General features: G+C 56.7%; 2 protein-coding genes and 1 pseudogene. 1 reads left to right on the forward strand and 2 read right to left on the reverse strand.

Annotated features, from left to right (window positions below; genetic code table 11):
- Positions 1-491 (reverse strand): annotated as a pseudogene (locus AC221Y_RS21350) (aspartate dehydrogenase); the annotation flags it as partial.
- A 104-nt stretch (positions 492-595) separates the two neighbouring features.
- Between AC221Y_RS21350 and AC221Y_RS21355 the strand changes: the two are divergent.
- Positions 596-1,549: a dihydrodipicolinate synthase family protein gene (locus AC221Y_RS21355; RefSeq protein WP_299756067.1), complete on the forward strand. Its 954-nt coding sequence runs from the start codon at positions 596-598 to the stop codon at positions 1,547-1,549.
- Positions 1,550-1,579: 30 nt separating this feature from the next.
- On the opposite strand, the gene AC221Y_RS21360 is transcribed toward AC221Y_RS21355, so the two are convergent.
- Complete coding sequence (locus AC221Y_RS21360; protein WP_299756064.1) at positions 1,580-3,364, reverse strand: IlvD/Edd family dehydratase; 1,785 nt, start codon at positions 3,362-3,364, stop codon at positions 1,580-1,582.
- Between the last annotated feature and the right edge of the window lie 623 nt (positions 3,365-3,987).

Below are 3,987 nucleotides of genomic sequence, written 5' to 3' on the forward strand. Positions count from 1 at the left end.
AAATGAGTTGCGGCTTCGGACAGGTTGGCGAGATCAAGCTTGTCTTCTGCAGGAGATCCCATCCAGCCTTTCGGTGGTTTGCGTCCTGTGTAGGTGACCTTATCGAGTGTTCCGACACGGCCTGCCCGCAAAGCGTCAAGCGCGCCGATTGCGCCGCTTGCCAGATGCAGCACAGTCTCGCCTTTCTGCGCAGCGTCGCCGAGTTCCGCTTCAAGTTTGGCATCGGCAAGAGCCCCAATGGAGACGGTCACGACATCGATGCCCGCGCGCAGGGCCTCAACGCCGTGAGTGCGAAGGGCTTCGTGGCCGGCGCAGTCGATCAAAAGTTCAATGCCGCGCGGTAGGTCAGCAACGGTGGAGACATGAGGCGTTGGGCCATCGCTTTTCTTGCCGGGCCGCACAACAATCGCGGCGATCGGGAGCCCTGCTGAGTTGAGTTGGGCGCGGACGTATGACGCAATGGCGCCGGTGCCGATAAGTGCGATGGACATGGGTATCCTGACGTTGTCTTTTGCAGACAAGTGTATGGGGCGGGGTCGTTGCGCGCTATCCATTTCGCCAGAGCGGATCGGTCGAAGGAGGAGGGAAAACAGCGATGAAGTATTCCAAGGCACAGGCAAAGGAATATGCACGCGACCAAATGCGAGGCATTTGGGCCGCGGCTTTGAACCCGTTTGACGGTGATGGCGCCCTCAACGAAGAGGGATTACGGGCGAATATCCGGCACTGGGTGGATGATCTGGATATCCAAGGCCTGTTTATTGCGGGCAAACAGGGCGAGTTTTTCTCGATGTCCATGGACGAGCGCAAGCGCAATATGACCATTGCCGTGGAAGAGTGCAGCGACCGCGCCGGTACGATCATGTCGATCTCGGACCAGAATGTGAGCAACGTGCTTGAATTGGGGCTTCATGCCCAAGCCTGCGACGCCGATTTTGTGGTGGTTCATGCGCCGGTCCTGAGCTTTTGTCATGATCGTGATGAAGTTCTATTCAACTACTACAAATATCTCTGCGATCGGCTCGATATCGGGATTGCGATGTGGAGTCATCCCGACAGCGGGTACTTGATGGAGCCGGAGCAATGCGCTCGGATTGCGGAATTACCGAACATCGTTGCGATCAAATATTCAGTGCCGCGTGAGATGTATGTGCGGTTGAGCCATATGGTCGGAGACTTGATACAGGTTTCCACGTCGCTTGAAGATGATTGGCTGGACAATATCGAGGAGTTGGGCTGGCAGCTCTATCTCTGTTCGTCGCCGCCCTATCAGCTACAGACAAAAAACGACAAACGGATGCACGAATATACCGAGCTAGCTTTCTCGGGGCGGTTCGACAAGGCGCGGATGGTGCGCGACAGCCTGGAGCCTGTGCGGCAGGCCATCCGTTCAACAAAGCCGGGGGGTAAGCCGACAGCGCACGGCAAGTATTGGCAAGAGCTGCTGGGACAGGCAGGCGGCTTTGTGCGTCATCCGATGTTGGAGTTGAGCGAAGAGGAAAAGAACCGCACGCGCACGGCCTTCGAGGGGTGTGGTTTGAAGCTTTGAGGGCGGTGATGTTTCGCCCTCACGCTTGATTCAGTGATTGTCGCGCGGCGTGCCTTTTGTCCTGGCAATATCGCGGTATTCCGTGGCGCCTCGCAGGACCATGCCTTCGCTGAGAGGGCCGACGCGTTCGCGGAAGATCTCTTGCCAAGGTGACTGGCTTTCCGGGGTGAAAGGATGATCTGGAAGTGCGGCGCGACGCGCCTCAAGCTCGGCTTCATCGACCAGCATATCCGCAGAACAGGCGGTTAGATCAATGCGCACGCGATCATCTGTCTGAACAAGGGCAAGACCCCCACCAGCTGCGGCTTCGGGCGAGGCATTGAGGATCGAGGGTGAACCGGATGTGCCGGATTGGCGTCCATCGCCGATGCAAGGCAGCGCCGTCACGCCCCGCCTCAGAAGATAGGAGGGCGCGCGCATGTTCACGACTTCTGCAGCGCCCGGGTAGCCGATCGGCCCTACGCCGCGCATGATGAGAACACAGTATTCGTCGATGCCGAGTGACTCGTCATCGATCCGCCTGTGGTAATCTTCCGGGCCGTCGAAAACGATAGCACGGCCCTCAAACGCGTTGGGTTGATCGGGGTTCGACAGGTAGCGGTCCCGGAACTCCTTGGAGATCACGCTCGTCTTCATGATGGCGCTGTCAAAAAGATTACCCTTGAGATTGATGAAGCCCGCGTCATTCAGCATTGGTGCAGAGGCAGACTTAATGACATCTATATTGTCGCTTCTGACGCCCCCACAGTTTTCTCGCATGGTCTTGCCGTTTACCGTCACAGCGTCAGGATGTGGCAGAAGTCCGGCCTCCAGCAATTCACCAATGACAGCCGGAACTCCGCCTGCCCGGTGGTAGTCCTCGCCCAGATACTCGCCAGCCGGCTGCAGATTTACGAGCAGTGGCACCTTGTGCCCAAGCGCCTGCCAGTCGTCATTGTCGAGCGGCACGCCAAGGTGTCGCGCAATGGCATTGAGGTGGATAGGGGCGTTGGTCGACCCGCCGATTGCTGAATTGACAACCACTGCATTTTCGAAGGCTTCACGTGTCATAACGTCGGAGGGCCGGCGGTCTGAATTGACCATCTCGATAATTCGCTGCCCGGTTTGATAGCTGATTTGACCACGTTCACGGTATGGGGCAGGGATCGCCGCGGAGCCGGGAAGTTGCATGCCCAGCGCTTCAGCGAGGGAGTTCATCGTGCTCGCGGTACCCATGGTGTTGCAGTAGCCAACGGACGGGGTGGAAGACGCGACCAGATCCATAAAGCCATCGTCGTCAATCTCGCCAGCGGCCTGCATTTCGCGAGCTTTCCAGACGATCGTTCCCGAGCCAGTCCGCTTTCCCTGGAACCACCCGTTCAACATCGGACCGACAGAGAGTGCAATGGCAGGGATGTTGACGGTTGCGGCCGCCATGAGAAGCGCAGGCGTAGTTTTGTCACAGCCGATATTTAGGACGACGCCGTCGATCGGGTAACCATAGAGTGTTTCGACAAGGGACAGATAAGCAAGGTTACGGTCAAGTGACGCGGTCGGGCGTTTTCCGGTCTCTTGTATCGGGTGAACTGGGATTTCGATGACTGTGCCACCCGCAGCGATGACGCCGTCCCGCACACGTTTGGAAAGCTCGATATGATGGCGGTTACAGGGGCTAAGATCACTACCCGTCTGTGCGATACCGATGATCGGCTTGCCGGACTGAAGTTCTTCTCGGGTAAGGCCATAGTTCAGGTAGCGTTCAAGGTAGAGCGCGGTCATCTCCTGATTGTCAGGATTGTTGAACCATTCTTGCGAGCGCAGCTTGGGTTTGGTCACGGCACCTATCCTTTGATAATTTGTTCTTATTCGCGTAATCCAAAGATGAATAGGTTTCCAGAGGGTCAGCAAAAATGTGTCATGTTGGCTTGGAAAGCTTTCGGGCGATTGACCGCTTGCTCAAGGCTTTGGGATAGATCGATTTCGGGGGCGTACGTGGGGTGGATTATGTCCGCAGGGTCCAATGCGCCGATGATTGTTAGGGAAAAAAAGGTTATCGCTGCAGGCCACCATGAGTGTGCCTGGAAGGATGCCCATGCCGATGCTGTAGCGGCATGGGCATCCTTCTTTCCGTTGATACGGCTCCTTGGCGCCACAAAGGAGAAGCAAAGGGTTATCAGTGGCCGAAGAGATTTTCTTACCAGCTAAGGTCTTCCCCTGAACGGCGACCTAAGTCTTTGGGATGGTATCGGCGCGGATGGGTCTCCGCTTGCAAATGGCGCATATGTTTCCGAGTTAGAAAGCGTGAATAACGGTGAGGTCACGAGTCCGAAATCTTTCGACCACTACGAAATGATCCGCGAAGCCCGGCTTGGCGCAAGCGGTGTTGAAGTTGTTCTATCCGAGGGCGCCACGACCCCATCTTCGGAAGTTCTGGCTTTTAGAGTGCCCGATTTGTTAGG

It is taken from the genome of Boseongicola sp., from assembly GCF_057460485.1.

Bases quoted from the DNA above. Each gene is read 5' to 3' on its own strand.
- AC221Y_RS21355 (WP_299756067.1), top strand. From the start codon at position 596: ATGAAGTATTCCAAGGCACAGGCAAAGGAATATGCACGCGACCAAATG.